This window comes from Staphylococcus gallinarum, from assembly GCF_029774255.1.
GTDB classification, from domain to species: Bacteria; Bacillota; Bacilli; order Staphylococcales; family Staphylococcaceae; genus Staphylococcus; species Staphylococcus gallinarum.
Genome location: NZ_CP069082.1, coordinates 2,748,434 through 2,765,554 on the forward strand (window position 1 = coordinate 2,748,434; position 17,121 = coordinate 2,765,554).

General features: G+C 36.1%; 13 protein-coding genes. 4 read left to right on the forward strand and 9 right to left on the reverse strand.

The features are described from left to right. Positions 1–6 precede the first annotated feature (6 nt). From sat to JN168_RS13060, 9 genes are all read right to left on the reverse strand, one after another. On the reverse strand, positions 7–1,185 hold the full coding sequence (sat, locus tag JN168_RS13020; RefSeq protein WP_279525959.1) for a sulfate adenylyltransferase: 1,179 nt from the start codon (positions 1,183–1,185) through the stop codon (positions 7–9). Between the two features lie 22 nt (positions 1,186–1,207). Next, entirely contained in the window at positions 1,208–2,119 is a 912-nt protein-coding gene (locus JN168_RS13025; RefSeq protein ID WP_279525960.1) for a sulfite exporter TauE/SafE family protein, read from the reverse strand. Between the two features lie 22 nt (positions 2,120–2,141). Next, positions 2,142–2,753, reverse strand: coding sequence for an NAD(P)-binding protein (locus JN168_RS13030; protein ID WP_279525961.1), 612 nt, complete (start codon positions 2,751–2,753; stop codon positions 2,142–2,144). A gap of 30 nt (positions 2,754–2,783) precedes the next feature. Then, on the reverse strand, positions 2,784–3,524 hold the full coding sequence (locus tag JN168_RS13035) for a sirohydrochlorin chelatase (RefSeq protein WP_279525962.1): 741 nt from the start codon (positions 3,522–3,524) through the stop codon (positions 2,784–2,786). Between the two features lie 14 nt (positions 3,525–3,538). After that, complete coding sequence (gene cobA, locus JN168_RS13040; RefSeq protein ID WP_042737668.1) at positions 3,539–4,312, reverse strand: uroporphyrinogen-III C-methyltransferase; 774 nt, start codon at positions 4,310–4,312, stop codon at positions 3,539–3,541. 23 nt (positions 4,313–4,335) lie between these two features. Continuing rightward, positions 4,336–6,042 carry an NADPH-dependent assimilatory sulfite reductase hemoprotein subunit gene (locus tag JN168_RS13045; RefSeq protein WP_042737669.1) on the reverse strand — a complete coding sequence of 569 codons (1,707 nt, stop codon included), beginning with the start codon at positions 6,040–6,042 and terminating at the stop codon, positions 4,336–4,338. A 17-nt stretch (positions 6,043–6,059) separates the two neighbouring features. Next, entirely contained in the window at positions 6,060–7,883 is a 1,824-nt protein-coding gene (locus JN168_RS13050; protein WP_042737670.1) for an assimilatory sulfite reductase (NADPH) flavoprotein subunit, read from the reverse strand. Between the two features lie 193 nt (positions 7,884–8,076). Continuing rightward, on the reverse strand, positions 8,077–8,802 hold the full coding sequence (locus JN168_RS13055; protein ID WP_107511883.1) for a phosphoadenylyl-sulfate reductase: 726 nt from the start codon (positions 8,800–8,802) through the stop codon (positions 8,077–8,079). 502 nt (positions 8,803–9,304) lie between these two features. Continuing rightward, entirely contained in the window at positions 9,305–10,144 is an 840-nt protein-coding gene (locus JN168_RS13060; protein ID WP_082039153.1) for a ParB/RepB/Spo0J family partition protein, read from the reverse strand. A gap of 646 nt (positions 10,145–10,790) precedes the next feature. On the opposite strand from JN168_RS13060, the gene JN168_RS13065 reads away from it, so the two are divergent. From JN168_RS13065 to metE, 4 genes are read left to right on the forward strand one after another with little or no spacing between them, the layout of a single operon-like run. Beyond that, positions 10,791–11,894 (forward strand): PLP-dependent transferase, encoded by a 1,104-nt coding sequence (locus tag JN168_RS13065; RefSeq protein ID WP_042737673.1) that lies wholly within the window; start codon positions 10,791–10,793, stop codon positions 11,892–11,894. Then, positions 11,891–13,066, forward strand: coding sequence for a cystathionine beta-lyase MetC (metC, locus tag JN168_RS13070; protein ID WP_042737674.1), 1,176 nt, complete (start codon positions 11,891–11,893; stop codon positions 13,064–13,066). Before JN168_RS13065 ends, metC begins: the two co-directional genes overlap by 4 nt. Then, the gene (locus JN168_RS13075; RefSeq protein WP_042737675.1) at positions 13,020–14,864 is read left to right on the forward strand and encodes a bifunctional homocysteine S-methyltransferase/methylenetetrahydrofolate reductase; all 1,845 of its coding nucleotides are present in this window, start codon (positions 13,020–13,022) and stop codon (positions 14,862–14,864) included. The genes metC and JN168_RS13075 overlap by 47 nt, the downstream gene beginning before the upstream one ends. Then, positions 14,858–17,104 carry a 5-methyltetrahydropteroyltriglutamate--homocysteine S-methyltransferase gene (metE, locus tag JN168_RS13080; protein WP_229367408.1) on the forward strand — a complete coding sequence of 749 codons (2,247 nt, stop codon included), beginning with the start codon at positions 14,858–14,860 and terminating at the stop codon, positions 17,102–17,104. The genes JN168_RS13075 and metE overlap by 7 nt, the downstream gene beginning before the upstream one ends. The last annotated feature ends 17 nt before the right edge of the window (positions 17,105–17,121 follow it).

The window sequence follows — 17,121 nt, forward strand, 5'->3', positions numbered from 1 at the left end:
TGACTGTTATTTCTCTTGTAAACCTCTAATTAATACTTCAGCTACTTCCGGTCTTGAGAATTCTTTAGGTAATGATTCGCCATTTCTCAATTTTTCTCTTACTTTTGTTCCACTTAAATGTAAGTGATCAGATGCATCGTGTGGGCATGTTTTTGCAGTTGCCATGTTTTCACATTTTTTACAGTAAAAAGCATGTTCAAATTTTAAGATGTGAATCCCTAATTCAGCTTCATATTGCGAGATAAGTTCTTGCGCTTCATATGTGCCATAGTAATCACCGACTCCAGCATGATCACGACCGACAATAAAGTGTGTACAGCCATAGTTTTTACGTACTGTCGCATGTAAAATTGCTTCTCGTGGTCCTGCATATCTCATTGCAGCTGGATAGATAACTAAACGCGTGCGGTCAGCAGGATAATAATGTTTTAATATCGCCTGATAACTTTCCATTCTAACTGCCGCAGGTATATCGTCAGATTTAGTCTCTCCCACTAAAGGATTTAATAGTAAACCATCAACTGATTCTAGCGCTGCTTTTTGAATATATTCATGTGCTCTATGCACTGGATTTCTAGTCTGAAAACCAACAACCGTCTTCCATCCTAAGTCACTAAATAATTGTCTTGTTTCAACAGGATCTAGATGAAAATCTACAAATTCGTCATGCTTTGGTCTATCCACTAAATGAACTGGACCGGCTAAGTATACGCTGCCTTTTTCGTAGACTTTTTTCACACCTGGGTGGTCAACATCTGTTGTACCATATACTAATTTCGCTTCTTTTTCTTTATCATAAGTGTATTTTTCTTCTAAATCTAATACACCATAAAGATGATTATCCTCACCATATAAAGCAACTCTATCTCCAATATTTAATTCGTTTGCTTGAGCTTCATCCACTGGTAATGTAATAGGAATACTCCATACCAATCCATTACTTAAATGCACATTCTCGACTACTTCTGTATAATCTGCCTCGCCCATAAAGCCTTCTAACGGACTGAAACCACCAATCGAAATAAGTTCTAAATCAGATAAACTCCACGGATTTAGTGTTATAGCAGGAAAATTTTGCGCTTCTTGAATTAATTGCTCTCTTTCTACACCTTCTACTTGTCTATTAATTAATGTGCCACCATGTGGTTGTATTGTATTATTTACAGGTTTATTTGTTACTGTCATTGTCATACACTCCCTTTAATTATTAATCTAGTTCATTTACGTTGGCCTTTTTTTTAGATACTGAAAAAGGTAATTTTTTATTTTGTGATAATGCAAAAATAACCATTCCTATCCAAACGACAATTAGTGCTATTTTTATAGTCAATGCTACTGTCGTTCCTGGGTTAAATACACTTAATAGCGAACTACTATTTGTAAAGATAATTAATCCACTAACACAAACTGCCAATATATTCATAGGTAGAATTTTGACAAACCATGCTGCGATAGGTGCTGCTAACATACCACCGACACTTAATGAAATTACAAGTGCCCAATTAATTTGATCCCAACCAAGGAATATAATAAAACCTAACGATGCTGAAATAGTTACAAAAAATTCACTTGCAGATACCGTACCGATTGCATAGCGCGGCTCTAATTTTTTCGAAGCTAGTAATAATGGCGTATTGACCGGACCCCAGCCACCACCGCCTACTGCATCTAGAAAGCCTGCTACTAAGCCTTGTGGTATCATAGAAAAACGACTGCCTTTGTCGGGATTTATTTCGTCAGAAAGCTGTTGATTTCTTTTAAATAGAAACTGGTATAAGATGTATAACCCCATACTTAGTAAGAACACGGCGATAAACGGCTTAATTAAGTCGCTATGAATATTACTTAGGAATGCGGCGCCTATAAATGCAGTAATTGCACCTGGAATCGCCAACTTAATTAATGTAGGTTTATGCACGTTCTCGAATTTCAAGTGTGATGTACCAGATGCTGCTGTTGTCGCAATCTCTGAAAAATGAATCGTTGCGGAAGCAATAGCTGGCGCCACACCAAATGTTAATAATATAGATGATGAGGATGCACCGAAGCCCATTCCTAATGACCCATCTATCAATTGTGCAAGAAAACCAGCAAGTGCAAAGATAAATAATTTATGCATGCGTCGTACCCCTTTCGATTTATTAGGTTATTGAATCTAACCATGTTCTAACTTCATATTGTTTATGTTTGTTTAAATAGTCTGAAGACAGAATGTCCTTAAGAAATTGCTTTCTTTCAGATGCTGTCAATTGGCTCTGTTTAATACGTTGTCTACACTCATATAAAAAATCCACATAGGCTTCATAGTGTTCATCATAACGATTACGAAATTCTTGTAGTATTTGAGAAGTGAGTCCGGGACTAGCACCTTGTGTTGATACACTTAGCGTCAATTTCCCTCTTTGCAGTATACTTGGAAATGCAATATCCCCAGCAGTAACATCTTCTGCATAATTCACTAATGCATGATGGGGTTTCGCCTCCAACACCTGTTTATTTGTAGCAGAATCATTTGTTGCCACTATAATCAACGATGCTGTTTGAACATCTGCTACTTGAAATTCTCTTTTACACCATTTAATTACAGAATTTTCAAATAACTTTTGCAATACATCCGTAAGTGTTGGACTGATGACAAGTATATGCTTAGTATATTGTGCTAATGTTTGCACTCTACGTTCAGCCACCTTGCCACCACCAATCACTACAACTTGTTTATCTGATATATCAAACATAAGTGGAATCAAAGGCATGTCCTCACTTCTCTCTATACATTTCATTATCTACTGATTCACTAATTCAAATGTTTCTAACACTCTATCTCTTAATGCATGCTGTAAATACTTATGATGCCCTAGTCTATGACAGAGTATAATGTCGCTATCTACATCATAACTATTCACAGTACTATCAATGTGTTGTTCCAATATGCCTGTAAACCATAGATAAGGCACAACAAATATTTGAGAATGTTTAGCTTCAACTGCTTGCTGCAGTGCTTCCTCAAATTTAGGGCCACAAGCTGCTAAATAACAAACATCAATATCGTTCAATTCTGTGAGATCATATAATTGATCTCGTATAGCTGTAATGTCTTTTTGTGTCTGTGGATTATAACTACCTCTTCCTATAACCAACACTTTTGCATCATCATTAGGTTTAATACCTGTCTCAGCAATTCGCTCTTTCAACACTGACGTTAATCGTCTTTGTACCCCTAAAGGTTGGCCATATGACACTTCTACATTAGGAAATTTCAACTGATTTTCTTCAATTTCTGCCGGAATATCTTTAAAGTAATGCCCAGCACTTAACAATAACACCGGTACAATTGAAATATTAGTCGCACCTTGTGCAACTAACTTTTCAAATCCTTGAGATAAGTTAGGGCTTGTTAATTCTAAAAAGCAAATTTCCTGTAGCGGGATATCTATTTGTACTTTTACTTTTTCGACAAATGATTTCGCTTCTTCAACAGCCTCAGCAACTCTACTGCCATGACTGACATATAAGACACCTCGCACACTAACCCCTCCTATTACTGATAAGTCAACTTAGCTACCGCTTCATCCACAGGTAATGTCTCAAACCAACTTATCTGATCTCTTAAACGAACTACTTCACCGACAACAATCATCGCTGGATTTTCAATATCTTTAGCTATCTCAACAATATTGTCCAATGTACCGACAACCGTTTTTTGATGTTCAGATGTACCTAGATGTACGAGTGCGACCGGTGTGTCTACTGAACGACCATTTGTCGTTAGTAATTCACAAATTTCCGGTAATTTTTTCACACCCATATAAATACATAATGTTTCTGGTCCTAATGCTAAATGTTTCCAATATTCATCTTTATCAATGCCTTTATTGATAACACCTGTAACAAACGCTACAGACGAACTATAATCACGGTGTGTCACAGGTATACCAGCATAAGCTGGGGCAGCTATTCCTGAAGTTATACCAGGTACAACTTCAAATGGAATATGCTGCTCTGCTAATACCTCTGCTTCTTCTCCCCCTCTACCAAAAATAAAGGGGTCTCCACCTTTTAAGCGAGTGACAGTAAGCCCTTTTTTGGCCAAACTCACTAACATTTTATTAGTATCTTCTTGTGGCAATGAATGATGGTTTGGATCTTTACCACAATACATAAATTTGGCTAAAGGTGAAGCATGATTTAATAGTTCTTTATTTACCAAACGATCATATAAAATAACATCCGCTTGTTCTATTGCTTTTAAACCTTTTACTGTTATCAAATCAGGATCTCCTGGACCTGCGCCTACTAAATATACTTTGCCCATCCTGTCACCACTTTCTCTATTTTTTAACTGTGGAACACTTGACCATCATTTACTGCGTCTACAATACCCGCACGTACAACGAAGTCTCCAAAATGTTCTCCCTCAGTTCTTTCTTTTGCATATTGCAATAATATTGGTCTTAAACTTTCTAATATTTCTGCTTCTCCAATATTTTCTTTATACATTTTATTTAAGCGATCACCCGTAAAGCTAGCTCCTAAATACATATTGTATTTACCTGGCGCTTTACCTATAAAGGCTATTTCTGCCAATGCTGGTCTCGCACAACCATTTGGGCAACCTGTCATACGAATTGTAATTTCTTCTTCACTCAAGCCTGCTTCATCCAATAAATCTTCAATTTTAGTAATTAAAGAAGGTAGGTATCTCTCAGACTCTGCCATTGCTAAACCACAAGTTGGGAATGCAACACATGCCATTGAATTGCGTCGTAAACCTGTGTAATGTTTACCATCAGTTAATCCATACTCATCAATTAAAGCTTCAATTTCTGGTTTTTTCTGTGCGTCTACATTAGCAATTACCAAGTTTTGGTTTGGTGTTAATCTGAAATCACCTGTATGAATTTCAGCGATTTTACGTAACGCTGTTTTCAATTTGTAATCTTCTGTATCTTTAACACGACCATTTTGTATAAATAACGTGAAATGCCACTTGCCACTACCTTCAGTCCAACCATATCTGTCACCATTATGATCAAAGTGGAATTCACGAGGTGATTCTAAACTCCAACCTAAACGGTTATTCAACTCACTAAGTACCCAATCAGCACCGTAACGGTCTACTGTATATTTGAAACGCGCATTTTTACGTTCTTGTCTATTACCATAATCACGTTGAATCGTTAAGATCTTTTCACAAACATCTAAAGCATGTTCTTTAGGGAAATAACCTATTAAACGCCCAAGTTGTGGATATGTTTTGGTATTACCATGTGTCATACCCATACCGCCACCAACTGTGACATTAAATCCAACAAGTTTGCCATCTTCAATAATAGAAATTAAACCAATATCTTGCGAGTATACGTCGATATCGTTTGATGGTGGAACAGCAATACCAATTTTAAATTTACGTGGTAAATATGTTTTACCGTAAAGTGGTTCTTCCTCAACACTTGTGTCCATCACTTTTTCACCATCTAACCAAATCTCATGATAGGCTTGTGTTCTTGGTGATAGATGTGCACTGATATCACTAGCAATTTGGTTAACTTCTGCATGGACATCTGATTGATAAGGGTTCGGGTTGCTCATAACGTTTCGGTTAACATCACCACATGCCGCTAACGTATCTAGTAATGATTGGTTTATATCAAACATTGTTTGTTTAAGATTTCTCTTTAAGATACCGTGAAATTGGAATGCTTGGCGTGTTGTCAATTTAATCGTGTGATTTGCATATTCATTTGCAATATCATCCATTGCAATCCACTGCTCTGGTGTTGACGCACCGCCTGGCGCACGAACTCTAATCATGAAACTATAAGCAGGTTCTAATTTTTGTTTACGACGTTCATCTCGAAGATCTCTGTCGTCTTGCATGTAACTACCATGGAATTTTAAAAGTTTAGTATCTTCTTCAGCTATTGCACCTGTAATTCTATCTGCTAAACCTTCCTCAATCGTACCGCGAAGATAGTTACTTTCTGTTTTGATTCGTTCCATTTCATCAAGTTTCTCTGAAAAGTTTAAATTCGAATCAGCCATACTATCATCCCTTTCTCTTAATAAACGTCACGTTGATAACGTTTTTCTTTTTTCATTTCCGTTAGATAAGCTTCAGCTTCCGTTTCTGACATACCGCCTTCTTGCTCTAATACGTAGCGAATAGTTTGATGAACATCCTTCGCCATTTGTTTCTCATCTCCACAAACGTACAATGCAGCGCCATTCATTAACCATTCATAGAAAGTAGCACTATGCTCCGCAATTCTATGTTGAACATAAACTTTCTCATCTGTGTCTCTTGAGAATGCTAAATCTAACTTAGTTAATACATCATCCTTAAGCCATTCTTGCCATTCAGTTTGATATAGGAAGTCCGTTGTAAAATGTTGTTCTCCAAAGAATAACCACGTCTTACTTTCTAACCCTAATTCTTCACGTTCTTGCATGTATGCTCTAAATGGTGCAACACCCGTTCCCGGACCAATCATAATCACAGGCGTTTCATCTGTTGGGAATTTGAAATTTGGATTCTTCTTCAAATAAATTGGAATCGTATCACCTGGTTGAACTCTTTCTGCGAGTTGTACAGAACAAACGCCTGAACGATCTCGACCATGTGCGTGGTATCTCACTGCGCCAACCGTAATGTGTACTTCATCTGGATTCGCTTTATAACTACTTGCAATAGAGTATTCTCTTGGTGGTAATTTTCTTAATAATTGATGTAGATTCTCAGCTTTAAATGTCTCAGATGGGAAATCAGTAAACAAATCGACTAAATCTCTACCATCTATGTATGTGTGTACCCAATCTGCATCTTGCACCTTTTCTGATAATTGTGTATTACCAATCAGATCAGCTGCTTTTTGTAATAATGGCTTCGTCAATTTAGTAATTTCAAAATGCTCAGTCAATGCTTTACGCAATGGTAGTGTATCGCCATCTTCATTAATTGCAATTTCTTCTGTCTCATCAAATTTCAAGGTATCAATTAATAGTGTTACGATTTCCGGATCATTTTCTGGGATGACTACTAAACAATCACCTGGCTCGTATTCTTCACCATAATTATCAAGCAATAACTCGACATGTCTTACTTCTTTGTTTGAGCCTCTACCATTTAAATTGATATTTTCTAATACTTCTGCGCGATATGGATTTGCTTTTGAATAGCGTTTCTCTTTTGCAGAAGCTACTGTTTCTGTAGATGTTACCGTCTGCTGTTGAATACCAGAACTACTATTAAGCTTTTCAATATTAGCGTTCATCCATTTTTCAGCTAGATCATCATAGTCTATATCACAGTCTTGACGGTCAATGATACGTTCGCCGCCTAATTCTTCTAAGCGTTTATCGAAATCTTTACCCGTTTGGCAAAAGAATTCATAAGATTCATCACCTAAAGCTAATACAGAGAATCTAACTCCTTCTAATTTTGGTGCCTTTCTACCATGTAAAAACTCATGGAAACTTAACGCATTATCAGGTGGATCTCCTTCACCATGAGTAGATGAAATAACAAATAAATCCTCTACTTTTTTCAAATCTTTAGGTTTAAAATCATCCATCGAACTTAATTTAACTGTATAGTTATGTTCTACTAAACGATCAGCAAAGATTTCACCTAACCCTTGTGCATTTCCAGTCTCAGAACCATATAAAATCGTAATATGTCGATCACTGTTTGCTTGGGGTTCATTGTTTAGGACGTATTCTGCCACTTGTGGCGTTGGTGCCGAACCATTTGCTACAGCTTGTTGATTAGCAGTCAAGTAACCACTTAACCATGTCTGTTGCTCAGGCGTAAGGTTTTGAATGATTTGATTCAGTTGTGTTGCTTGTTCTTCGTTGAATGGACTGTTTGTTACAGATAAATTCACAGCAAGTTCACCTCATATAGTCTATTTTCATTTCTCTTGTTTTAAAATACTTTCATTTCATACACATTTGATTAAGTTACAGGATAACCAACCTTATATTGCGTGCAAAATGCACACAATATAATACTCGATTGATTATATAACTGATTAGTTTACTAAGGTTTAAAAGTAAAAAAATATGTGTATATAGTCGTTAAGGTCGTGTTGTATGCAAACCACATTCAGTCTTAGTTGAATTCGTCCATCTTCCTGCTCTTGAATCACCTGAACCACTGACAGCTGATGTACAAGGAATGCAACCAATACTAGGATAGTTAAAATCATGTAATTCGTTATAATGTAAATCGTATTTCTTGATGTAATCCCATACATCGTCCCAAGTCCAATGAATTAAAGGACATACCTTAACAGATTGGAAGCGTTCATCTTTGTTGATAAAATTCGTGTTCGCTCTTGAAGGTCCCTGTGATCGACGCAAACCTGAAACCCATGCTGTCGCACCTGATAATACTTCTTCTAAAGGTTTAATCTTGCGAATATAACAACACATATTAGGGTCACTCTTCCATAATGCTGGTTTATATTCCGCAGATTGCTCTTCTAATGTTAAATCTGGTTTCTTTAGTTTTATATTGAGTTCTGGATAACGTGCTTTAACTCTGTCTATCAAATCATAAGTTTCTTGGAAATGGAGGTCAGTATCTAAAAAGACAATCTCAGCATCTTTTTTCACGCTATAGATCAAGTCAATTAGAATCATGCCTTCTGCACCAAAACTACATGAATAAATAATAGAGTCACCATACGTTTCATAAGCCCAAGAGATTACTTCACGTGCACCTTTTGTCTCGTCTGTAATATCAACATTGTCAAACGCGTCATCATAAAAGTTATCATAAGTAATTTTTTCTACTGACATTAATGGGTTCATCCCCTTTTTTCTTTAATGTGCTCCGTAAAACTCCGCGCTACATTTTCGTATTTAGAATTATTCGAAAATAATTTATGTTAATCACTTTACTCACTGTCATTTTTTATGTCAAGTCTATTTCACCAGTATAATCAAGCGTTCAATTCAATTGATAATAACGCTACAAACCCTTTAAAATCAACGTTTATAAACCGATTTTATAATTATTTTAAAAAGATAATTACAATAATCTGAAATCCCTACAAACCTTGTCAGTATTGACTTTATTAATGATTTTAGTTTTTTGAAAATTTTTATTTTTTATAATGATTCTAATTTGTAAACCAACTCTATTTACATTGATAATACAAAAATACACTTTGGATGTCGGGATATATCGGCAACATTCAAAGTGTATTTATAAATGATAATTTCTTATAGCGCACTCATATTGATTAAGGCGCGCCCAATTTTACATATTTGGAATTAAACGGCAGCGTATATCACATTATTAATCAAGATTGTATTTATCATTTAATTGTCGTATTAAGTTTCTAAATTCTTCTTCTGACTTAAATTCAAATGTGATATGTCCCTTTCTATTACGCGTAGAAATGGCTACTTTGGCACCATATTGTTCCTGTAATTGACGTTCTTGTTGTCGAATAAATTTCGGTTTCGTAATTGAGTCACTTTGTGTAGGTTCTGCTATTTGATTATTAGTCGTTAACGTTTGTACATAGGATTCTAATTCACGGACACTCCATGATTCTTTGATTGCTTGGTTGGCAATTTGTTTCATCCTTGTTGGTTCTTTCACGATTAACAACGTTCTACCATGTGCACCTGAAAGCTTTCCTGCTTTAACCATTTGAGCTATTTCATTAGGTAAGTGTAGTAAACGTAGCATATTAGCAATATATGGGCGCGATTTACTCAAACGGGCTGCCACTTGTTGTTGTGTTAATTTCAAATCAGTCATTAATTTCTTATAACTTTCTGCCTCTTCTATTGCATTTAAGTCTTCTCGTTGCAAATTTTCTATTATGGCAAGTTCCATCATATCTTCATCAGTTAAAGATTTAACGATTGCAGGTATATGAGACATCCCCGCTCGTTGAGAAGCACGAAAACGTCTTTCCCCAACTACAATTGTATAACCGGTTATCGCCTTCCTAACTACGATAGGCTGCAAGACACCATGATTCTTAATCGAACCAGCTAAGTCATCTAGCTTCTCCTCATCAAAGGTCTTTCTCGGTTGATAAGGGTTGGCTTTAATTTCATCAAGCTTTATCTCTTGTATTTCAGCATCCCCCACTAACTGTAATCGTTGATCTTCTACATTCATAATTGCTACACCTCTCCCTCTATAATAACCAGTCTAAAATAAAGTGCCCTATACTTTGTTAATATATTTTCTAGTATAGCATTGCTAATTTATTACTGAATAGAATCACATTATTTTTAGTTAAATCAAAATTTTCTGATAAGTTGTTGACAAATTGAATTCGAGTGTGTAATCTTAGGTATATCAAATTTACAACAGAAACAAACCAAACACAGTAATAAGGAAAGTAAAACTTACACTGCTGACACAGAGAGTCTTTGATACGCTGAAAGAAGACACAGAAAGAAAGTTCGAAAATGGCCTTTGAGTGTTGTTGCCAATATGAGGTTTCAACGGGATCGCCCGTTACAGCGATACAGTATTAACATTTTGTTGAATGGCGTACTGGATTTATCCACACGTCGTATACGTCGTTAATACTCATTTTAATTATTATATATTAAGGTGAGTTTTTTAATGCACTATATGATGACACAATTCAGACGTTAAGTTAAATTAACAAGATGGCGTACTGGATAAGGTTACGTTAGTGATAACGTGACAAATTAAGGTGGTACCGCGAGCTAAGCTTTCGTCCTTTACATCCGATTTATTCGGGTTTAAAGGACGGAGGCTTTTTTTATTTCAAACAAGGAGGTTATCGATTATGAAAAATACTGAACTAGCACAAATTGCATTATCTGAAGATCAAACAGGCGCAATCGCCAATCCAATATATTTATCAACGGCATATCAACATCCACATTTAGGGGCGTCTACAGGTTACGATTACACTCGTACCAAGAACCCAACACGCTCTGCCTTTGAAGAAGCTTTTGCAAAATTAGAACGCGGAACAGCTTCCTTCGCAACTTCAAGTGGTATGGCAGCCATTCAACTGGTTTGTAATTTATTTAAATCAGGTGATGAAATACTAGTCTCATTCGATTTATATGGTGGCACATTTAGACTATTTGATTTTTATGAGAAACAATACGGTATTCGTTTCAAATACGTAGATTTCCTAAATTACGAAGAAGTAAAAGGCCAAATCACTGACAATACTAAAGCCTTATTCATTGAACCAATCTCAAATCCTCAAATGATTAAGATTGACTTAGACCCTTATTACATTTTAGGCAAAGAATATAATCTGTTAACAATTGTAGATAATACATTTTTAACACCTTATCTCTCTACACCTCTCGAAGATGGTGCAGACATCGTATTACATTCAGCCACTAAATATATCGGTGGTCACAATGATGTACTAGCTGGTGTAGTAACAGTTAAAGATGACGCGTTAGCAGAACAATTTGCTGATTTTCACAACATGATTGGCGCTACGCTTGCTCCAATCGATAGCTACTTACTACAGCGCGGATTGAAGACTTTGCACCTCAGAATGGATCGTTCAGAATATAACGCCAAATTACTCGCTGAACGATGTAGTAACTTAGAAGCAATTGACGAAGTGCTTTATAGCGGTCAGACGGGTATGCTGAGCTTACGATTAAATAAGAACTTTAAAGCAAATAAATTTTTGGAAAATTTAGAAATTTGTATCTTTGCAGAAAGTCTTGGTGGAACGGAAACCTTTATTACATTCCCTTACACACAAACCCATGTCGATATGCCTGATGAAGAAAAGGATAAACGTGGCATTGATGAGCATCTACTTAGACTATCTATTGGGATTGAAGACTATGACGATATCGAAAGCGATATTATACAAGCATTAGAAAAATCTAAAGAAGGAGTGATTTCATGAGTTTATCAAAAGAAACTGAAGTGATATTCGACGCACATAGAGGGACTGATTATGATTCTGCTAATCCTCCTTTATATGATTCATCAACTTTTCATCAAAAAGTATTAGGTGGCAATGCTACTTATGACTATGCAAGAAGTGGTAATCCTAACAGAGCATTACTCGAAGAAAAGTTAGCCAAACTTGAAGGTGGAGACTATGCCTTTGCTTATGCTTCAGGTATTGCAGCAATTTCTGCAGTGTTATTAACACTCAGCGCAGGTGATCATGTTATTCTACCAGACGATGTATACGGTGGCACATTCCGATTAACTGAACAGATATTAACACGTTATAACATTCAATTTACAACAGTTGACACTACAGAGTTAGAAAGTGTTGAAGCAGCGATTCAAGATAATACCAAATTAATTTATATCGAAACACCGTCTAACCCTTTATTCAAAGTTACAGACATCAAGGGTATTGTTCAAATCGCTCAACAACATGAATTATTAGTCGCAGTAGACAATACGTTTATGACACCACTTGGACAATCACCTCTCTCTTTGGGAGCTGATATTGTGGTACATAGTGCTACTAAATTTTTAGGAGGTCATAGCGACATTATTGCAGGTGTAGCTATCACTAGTAACAAAGAAGTAGCTGATGCTTTATACCTATTACAAAATGGTACAGGAACTGCTCTATCTGCTCAGGATAGTTGGACACTGGCTAAACATTTAAAAACATTACCTGTTCGCTTTAATCAATCTGTATCAAATGCTCAAAAATTATATGACTTTTTAATAGAAAGAACTGAAATCGCAGAAGTCTATTACCCAGGTAATGATTCATTACATTTGGCACAAGCGAGCCATGGTGGCGCAGTACTCGGATTTAGATTAAAAGACGAATCCAAAGCACAAGCATTTGTAGACGCATTAACATTGCCACTCGTTTCAGTTAGTTTGGGCGGTGTCGAAACAATCTTGTCACATCCAGCTACAATGTCACATGCAGCGGTACCACAAGAAGTGCGCGAAGCACGTAATATCACATTTGGCTTGTTTAGATTAAGTGTTGGTTTAGAACAACCAGAAGAATTAATTGCAGATTTAAACTATGCATTTAAGGAGGCTTTCAATGAGTCAATTACTCAAGGCATTACAGAACAATATTCTAGTCGCTGACGGTGCAATAGGAACTATATTTTACTCTGAAGGCCTGGATACTTGCCCAGAAGCGTACAACTTAACATATCCTGAAAAGGTACAACGTATACATCAAAGTTATATTGATGCAGGTGCAGATATCATCCAAACCAATACGTATGGTGCAAACTTTGAAAAGTTAAAGGTCTTTGGGTTAGAGCACAAAGTTAAAGAAATACACCAAGCTGCTGTGCGCATTGCTAAAAATGCAGCAAACGAAGATACATTTATTCTCGGTACTGTAGGTGGATTTAGAGGTATTAAACAAGAGGATTTAGAACTGACCGCAATTCAGTATCACACAGAAATACAAGTAGATACTTTAATAGAAGAAGGTGTCGATGGCTTACTCTTCGAAACCTATTACGATTTAGATGAATTAACTAACATTATTACCGCTACTAAACGTAAATACAATATCCCTATTATCGCTCAACTCACAGCGCTAAATACTAATTATTTGCGAGATGGAACTGAAATTAATGAAGCTTTAAAGACATTGATAGCTAGCGGTGCAGATATTGTCGGCTTAAATTGTCATCACGGCCCACATCATATGAAGGAATCATTTTCTCATATAGAATTACCTGATGATGCTTATCTATCATGCTATCCCAATGCTAGCCTATTAGACATAGATAACAGTGAATTTAAGTATAGTGATAATGCAGTATATTTCGGCAAAGTAGCACAACAACTCATCAGTGAAGGTGTTCGTTTAATTGGTGGATGTTGTGGCACAACACCAGAACATATCAAATTTATTAAATCATCTGTAGCTGAACTGTCACCCATTACAGACAAAAATGTAATTCCAATCACTAAAAAAGTAAAAAAACAAAGTAATCAATCGACAATTAAACAAAATCTTACAGATAAAGTCAAAGCACGACCTACTGTTATTGTTGAATTAGATACACCAAAGCATTTAGACACAGATAAATTTTTCAGAAATATCAAAAAACTTGATGAGGCTGATATTGATGCAGTCACACTTGCCGACAATTCACTCGCTACCGTTCGTGTTAGTAATATTGCGGCAGCAAGTATTATCAAGCAACAATATGATATCGAGCCACTCGTTCATATCACATGTCGAGATAGAAACCTTATCGGTTTACAGTCACATTTACTCGGACTATCACTCATTGGCGTTAATGAAATTTTAACGATTACTGGTGATCCATCAAAGATTGGGCACTTGCCAGGTGCGTCCAATGTATATGATGTAAACTCCAAAGGTTTAACTGAAATTGCATTACGCTTTAACCAAGGTATCAATACTGATGGTGATGCGCTGAAGGTCAATACTAACTTCAACATCGCCGGTGCGTTTGATCCGAATGTAAGAAAGTTAGATGGTGCAGTACGACGGTTAGAAAGAAAGTTAGAAAGTGGGATGAATTACTTCATCACCCAACCCGTCTACAGTGCTGAAAAAATCAAAGAAGTATATGAAGCAACTAAACATTTAGACGCTCCGTTTTTTATCGGCATCATGCCTGTAACAAGTTATAAGAATGCCTTGTTTTTACATAATGAGGTGCCAGGTATCAAATTATCTGAAGAAATACTCAGTCAATTTGAAGCCGTAAAAGACGATAAAGAAAAAACAAAAGCTTTAAGCTTGAAACTTTCAAAGGAATTAATCGATACCGTTCATCAATATTTTAATGGTCTATATTTAATCACACCATTCCAAAGCGTCGATTATACACTTGAACTTGCATCATATTCAAAAACGATTACTTCAAATAAACAGGAGGCAATATTATGACAATTCAAACATCAAATTTAGGTTTTCCAAGATTAGGTAGAAAGAGAGAATGGAAAAAAGCGATCGAAGGATACTGGTCAAAGAAAGTAGACTTAGACACATTACACCAACAATTAACTGATTTACACAAAGAAAACTTATTACTACAAAAGAACTATAATTTATCAAGTATTCCAGTTGGTGACTTCTCACTTTACGACCACATTCTTGATACATCTTTATTATTTAACATTATTCCTGAGCGTTTCCAAGGTAGAGATGTTAATGATGATTTATTATTCGATATTGCTCGTGGTAACAAAGAACATGTTGCAAGCGCATTGATTAAATGGTTTAACACAAACTATCACTATATCGTACCTGAATGGGATAATGTAGAACCAAAATTAAACAATAACGTTTTGTTAGAACGCTTTAAATATGCACAATCTTTAAATGTTAATGCACACCCAGTTATCGTTGGCCCAATCACTTTTGTAAAATTATCAAAAGGCGGCAACCAAACTTTTGAAGAAAAAGTAAACACATTACTTCCATTATATAAAGAAGTATTGCAATCACTTGCTGATGCAGGTGCTGAATACATCCAAGTTGATGAACCAGCATTAGTTGAAGATGATAGTGCCGATTATGAAGACATCACTGCTGCAGCGTATAAGTATTTTGCTGATGCAGGACTAGAAGATAAACTAGTCATCCAAACATACTTCGAACGCGTAAATTTAAAATTCTTAAACAGTCTACCGGTTAAAGGTTTAGGTTTAGACTTCGTTCACGATCGTAACTTCAACCTTGAGCAAATTAAAGCTGGCGATTTAGATCGTTCTAAGACACTTTATGCTGGTATCATCGATGGCCGTAATGTTTGGGCAACTGATATCGAAGCAAAGAAAGAATTAATCGAAACATTACAATCATATACAGATGATCTTGTCATTCAACCATCATCTTCTTTATTACACGTTCCAGTATCATTAGATGATGAAACATTAGACGATTCAATCGCTGAAGGCTTAAGCTTTGCAACTGAAAAGTTAGACGAACTTGATGCATTACGAAGATTGTTTAATGATAACGATGATGCTAAATATAATGAGTTAAAAGCAAGCTATGAACGTTTCCAAAACCAATCATTCAAAAACCTTGAATATGACTTTGATAGTGTACCAACATCTCGTAAATCAGTATTTGCTGAGCGTAAAAAAGCACAAGATGCACGCTTAAACTTACCAGATTTACCAACAACAACAATTGGTTCATTCCCTCAATCACAAGAAGTACGTAAACAACGTGCAGATTGGAAAAATAACCGTATCACAGACGAAGCATACAAAACATTCTTAGATAATGAGATTGCTCGTTGGATTAAGATTCAAGAAGATATCGGTTTAGATGTATTAGTACACGGTGAGTTCGAACGTAATGACATGGTAGAATTCTTCGGTGAGAAATTACAAGGTTTCTTAGTTACTAAATTCGGTTGGGTTCAATCATACGGTTCACGTGCTGTTAAGCCACCAATCATCTATGGAGATGTTAAATGGACTGAACCATTAACTGTGAAAGAAACTTTATACGCACAAAGTTTAACAGACAAACCTGTCAAAGGTATGTTAACTGGTCCAGTTACAATCTTAAACTGGTCATTCGAACGTGTAGATTTACCTCGTGAAGAAGTTCAAGACCAAATCGCACTTGCGATCAATGAAGAAGTACTTGCTTTAGAAGAAGCTGGTATCCAAATCATCCAAGTAGATGAGCCGGCATTACGTGAAGGTTTACCATTACGTTCAGAATATCATGCAGACTATTTAGATAAAGCTGTACGTTCATTCAAACTTTCAACTTCTTCAGTGGCTGATGAAACACAAATTCATACGCATATGTGTTATTCTCAATTTGGACAAATCATTCACGCAATCTATGATTTAGATGCAGATGTAATCTCAATCGAGACTTCACGTAGCCATGGTGATTTAATTCAAGACTTTGAAGACATTACGTATGACTTAGGTATTGGCCTTGGTGTCTACGATATTCACAGTCCACGTATTCCAACTGAAGAAGAAATCACGACTGCGATCGACCGTGCTTTACAAGAAATCGACCGTTCACTGTTCTGGGTTAACCCTGACTGTGGTCTAAAAACACGTAAAGAAGACGAAGTTGTCGAAGCATTAACTGTATTAGTTAATTCAGTTGATAAATTACGTAAAACAACAAATTCAGCAACAGTTTAATAAATCTTATTGTAGGT

Bases quoted from the DNA above. Each gene is read 5' to 3' on its own strand.
- metC (WP_042737674.1), top strand. From the start codon at position 11,891: ATGAGTTTATCAAAAGAAACTGAAGTGATATTCGACGCACATAGAGGG.
- JN168_RS13025 (WP_279525960.1), bottom strand. From the start codon at position 2,119: ATGCATAAATTATTTATCTTTGCACTTGCTGGTTTTCTTGCACAATTG.
- JN168_RS13075 (WP_042737675.1), top strand. From the start codon at position 13,020: ATGAGTCAATTACTCAAGGCATTACAGAACAATATTCTAGTCGCTGAC.
- JN168_RS13060 (WP_082039153.1), bottom strand. From the start codon at position 10,144: ATGAATGTAGAAGATCAACGATTACAGTTAGTGGGGGATGCTGAAATA.
- JN168_RS13045 (WP_042737669.1), bottom strand. From the start codon at position 6,042: ATGGCTGATTCGAATTTAAACTTTTCAGAGAAACTTGATGAAATGGAA.
- JN168_RS13055 (WP_107511883.1), bottom strand. From the start codon at position 8,802: ATGTCAGTAGAAAAAATTACTTATGATAACTTTTATGATGACGCGTTT.
- JN168_RS13030 (WP_279525961.1), bottom strand. From the start codon at position 2,753: ATGCCTTTGATTCCACTTATGTTTGATATATCAGATAAACAAGTTGTA.
- cobA (WP_042737668.1), bottom strand. From the start codon at position 4,312: ATGGGCAAAGTATATTTAGTAGGCGCAGGTCCAGGAGATCCTGATTTG.
- JN168_RS13065 (WP_042737673.1), top strand. From the start codon at position 10,791: ATGAAAAATACTGAACTAGCACAAATTGCATTATCTGAAGATCAAACA.
- sat (WP_279525959.1), bottom strand. From the start codon at position 1,185: ATGACAGTAACAAATAAACCTGTAAATAATACAATACAACCACATGGT.